The sequence below is a fragment of the Mycobacterium sp. genome, assembly GCF_050701675.1.
Lineage (GTDB): Bacteria > Actinomycetota > Actinomycetes > Mycobacteriales > Mycobacteriaceae > Mycobacterium.
In genome coordinates this window covers 1-4,158 of record NZ_JBOGDD010000584.1, presented here as the reverse complement: position 1 = coordinate 4,158, position 4,158 = coordinate 1, and the positions used below count along the sequence as shown (strand labels likewise).

The 4,158-nt window shown below is 68.4% G+C and carries 1 protein-coding gene; it reads right to left on the bottom strand.

From position 1 onward, the window contains the following. A partial coding sequence (locus ACRDUX_RS17800; protein WP_526415342.1) for a non-ribosomal peptide synthetase occupies positions 1-4,158 on the bottom strand: 4,158 nt, incomplete at both ends.

Sequence of the window (4,158 nt, the reverse complement as noted above, 5' to 3'; positions counted from 1 at the left end):
AGCATGTCGTGGGTATTCAGCACCGACCCGACGACGAGTTCTACTTGAGCGCCGGTGATTCCGGCCGGGGTCGCCAGCACCATCGACTGGTGGAAGTTGGCCAGTGGCGTCTCTGACTGCCTGGTCTCGGCCAGCATCGGCGTGGCGGCGATGGTCCCGACGCCACTGTCGGGTTCGACCGATCCTTGCGGAGGCACGTCGGCGTCGGTGACCGCGGCGAGGGCGGCGACGGTGCGGCGCCGGAAGACGTCGCGCGGGGTGATGTGCAGCCCTGACTTGCGGGCCCGGCCCGAGACCGCGATCGAGGAGATGCTGTCACCACCGAGGGTGAAGAAGTCGTCGTCGATTCCGATGTGCGGTAGACCGAGAACGTCGCCGAAGATGTTCGCCAGCAGGACTTCACGATCGTCGCGTGGATCCCGGGACGGGCCCGACGCGGGCACGACCGGCTCCGGCAGGGCGCGGGTGTCGAGTTTGCCGTTGACGGTCAGCGGAATCTCTTCGATGAACCCGTAGAGGGCGGGCACCATGTAGTCGGGCAGGGTCTCGGTCAGCGCCGTCCGGAGCTCGGCGGCAAACGCGGCGGGATCGCCAGTCGCAGAATCGGACCCGGCCTCGGGCACGACGTAGCCGACGAGTTGTTTGACCGACGTCGACGGACCGGGCCGCGCGATGGCAACTGCCTGACGCACTCCAGGCAGCGCCGACAGCGCCGCGGCCACCTCGCCCAGTTCCACCCGATAGCCTCGGATCTTGACCTGGTCGTCGCTGCGCCCGAAGAAGTCGAGCGTTCCGCCGGCATCCGATCTGCGGGCCACCAGGTCACCGGTCCGGTACATCCGGCCACCGGACTCGAAGGGGTCGGCGAGAAAGCGGTCGGCGGTCAGTGCAGGGCGGTCCAGATACCCGCGCGCCAGCCCGGCGCCTGCGATGTAGAGCTCACCGACGACGCCGTCGCCGACCGGCCGAAGCCACGAATCCAGCACGTAGGCCCGCGTATTCCAGATCGGGTACCCGACCGTGGGAGTCGCACTGTCGTCGGTTCCTGCGCCGAGGGTGTTGATCGTGTACTCGGTCGGGCCGTACAGGTTGTAGCCGGTGCTTTCGGGGTTGTCCCTCAGCCGGCGCCACACCTCGTCGGAGACCGCCTCGCCACCGAGCAGCACCAGCGTCGGCGAATGACCGTCCGCATCCAGAAGGCCCTGCTCGAACAAGTGGTGTGCGTAGCTGGGGGTCACGTTGATGACGTCGATCCGATGAGCCCGGCAGTACGACACCAGTGCCGTTGCATCCCTGCGCAATTCCTCGTCGCAGATGTGAACTTCGTGGCCCTCGACGAGCCACAGCAGCTCTTCCCAGGACATGTCGAAGGAGAACGAGACGGTGTGCGCGACCCGCATCCGCCGTCCACCGGCCTTGGCGATGGCCGGATCGAAGATCGCCACGCGGTGGTTGAGCTGCATGTTGGTCAGGCCGCGGTACGGCGTCACCACGCCCTTGGGCCTGCCGGTGGAACCCGAGGTGAAGATGACGTATGCCGGATACCCGAGCCGGCCCGCGCCCCCGCCTCTGGCGAAGGCGCCCAGCTCGTCGTCCGACAGCGCGGCCGCCGAGCCGTGTGCGAGCGCATCGACGACGTCGGGATCATCCAGCGCAAGCACGTCTCCGCCGAGGCCACGCTGGTGATCGGCCAGGTCCCCGCCGTGGCAGACCAGCAATACCGGGCGGGCATCGTCGAGCATCCCGGTCAGCCGGGCGTGCGGGTAGTCGCGTTCCAGCGGGAGGTACGCGGCACCGGTGCGCAGCACCGCGAACAGCGCCACCACCATGTCGATCGAACGCGGGAGTGCGAGGGCGACGATGCGTTCCGGGCCTGCTCCGCTGGCAAGCAGCCTGCGGGCCAACCGGTTGATGCGGCCGTCCAGTTCGGCGTAGGTCAGCTGGACCGGACCGAACACCAGCGCGACGTCGTCGGGGCACGCATTAGCCCGTTCTGCCAACAGATCCGCGATGGTCTCGTCACCCATGTCGTGCTCGACGGAACGCCACTGCGCCGACAGGGTCGCCCGCTCGCCGGGCAGTGTCAGGTCGAGCTCACCGACCGGGGTCTGGGGCTGAGACAGGATGGCTTCGACTGCGAGACAGAACCTCTCGATCATCGCCGTGGCGGTGGTGGCGTCGACGACGTCGGGCCGGTATTCCAGCTTGATCCCAAGGCGCTCCCCCGGGGTCAGCACCCATGTCAGCGGGTAGTGCGTGGTGTCGACGAAGTCGACTCCGACGATGCCCTGCTCGCGTTCGAAGTCGGTGAAGGTGTCGTCGTCGAGGAAGTTCTGCAGCACGTACAGAGTGTCGAAGAGCGGCTGGTAGCCGGCGCTGCGGGTGATGTCGCCGAGCCCGACGTATTCGTGCGCCATCAGGTTCAGCCGGAAGTCCTCGACACTGCGGAGCAGCCCAGCGACCGGCGTGGCCGGCGTCGTCTCGACGCGAGCCGGCACGGTGTTCAGGAACTGGCCGATCACGTTCTCGATGCCAGGGAGCTCCGGCGGCCTGCCCGCCACCGTCGTGCCGAATACCACGTCGGTGCTTCCGGTTTCGAAGCCGAGGACGAGGCCGAGCGCCGTGGTGAGGACGGTGTTCGCGGTGGTCTGCTGGCTGCGGGTGTGCTCGTTGAGTCGACCCGTCGTCTCTGGTGACAGCTCACCGTAGACGCGTTCGGGCAGGGCGGGCTCGCGTCCGACCGCGTCGGGCGCGACGAGCGTGGCCTCGGAGAGCCCGGCGAGCGCGTCCGCCCACGCCCTGGTCGACTCCGCCTGATCCCTGGCGTCGAGCAGGCGCAGATAGTCCACGTACGTGCTCTGCGCTGCGGGCAGCGCCCCCCGGATGCCTCGGGAGTCGTACAGCGCGAACAGCTCTCGCAGCACCAGCTCCCGCGACCAGCCGTCCCAGAGCAGGAAGTGGCAGGTCAGCAGCAGCCGGTCACCGCGGTCGGGGAGCCGGATCACGGTCAGCCGGACCAACGGCGGCATCGACAGATCGAAGGGCCGCGCACCGTCCTCGCGCATCACCTCGGCGAGGCGAACCTCCGCCGCCTCCGCGGACAGATCGGCCAGGTCGACCGTCGTCACGTCGGCCGGGACGAACCGGCCCACGTACTGCACGGGGCGGACGAGGCCCGCACTGGTGAAGCCGGCGCGCAGATTGTCGTGCCTGGACAGCAGGGCGCCGAACGCCGTCCGCATCGCGTCGACGTCCAAGTGGTGGTCGAAGTCGAAGATGTTCTGCGCCAGATAGGTATTGACGTCGTCGGTGTAGGTGGACTGGTAGTAGACGCCCTGCTGCAGCGGTGACAGCGGCCAGACGTCCTGAACCTCGACGGGGCACTCGGCGACCAGCCTGGCGAGGTCGTCGTCGGTCAGCCCGTGCCATCCCGCGGTCTCGGTCTCCGGAGGCGCCTGCTCGGCCGGAACATCTACGGGCAGAGCATCTTCCAGCGCCCGCGGGGTGCGCAGTTTGAACAGTTCACTGGTCTGCAGCACGACCTCCGCACTGGCGAGACGATTGACCACCCGCAGTGCCAGCAGGCTGTCGCCACCGAGTGCGAAGAAGTCGTCGTCGATCCCGATCGGTGCAGTCGGATCCAGCCCGAGCACGTCGGAGAAGGTGCTGCAGATCAGCGCCTCACGGGAGGTGCGGGCCGGGGCGTGGGAGCGCGACGGGGTCGGCTCGGGGAGGGCGCCGCGATCGCGCTTGCCATTCGGCAGCAGCGGGAGATTCGCAAGCTGGGTGACCGTCGCGGGCACCAGGTGGGCGGGAAGCCGATCGGCGAGAGCGGCACGCACCGCGGCAGGGTCGACCTGCCGATCTGCCCGCGCGACGACGTAGGAGTCGAGTCTCGTCACACCCTCGCCACCGTGGTGAACGGTGACGACGGCTTCGGCGACGTCGGGAAGGCCTGTCAGTGCGGTCTCGATTTCACCGAGCTCGATGCGGAACCCGTTGATCTTGACCTGGGTATCCGATCGCCCGACGTACTCCACTTCCCAGTCCGGTGTCCAGCGGGCCAGGTCGCCCGTCCGGTAGAGCCTTTCGCCGTGGTTCCCGAACGGATCGGCCACGAACCGCGCGGCGGTGTTACCGCCCTGGCCGAGATAACCC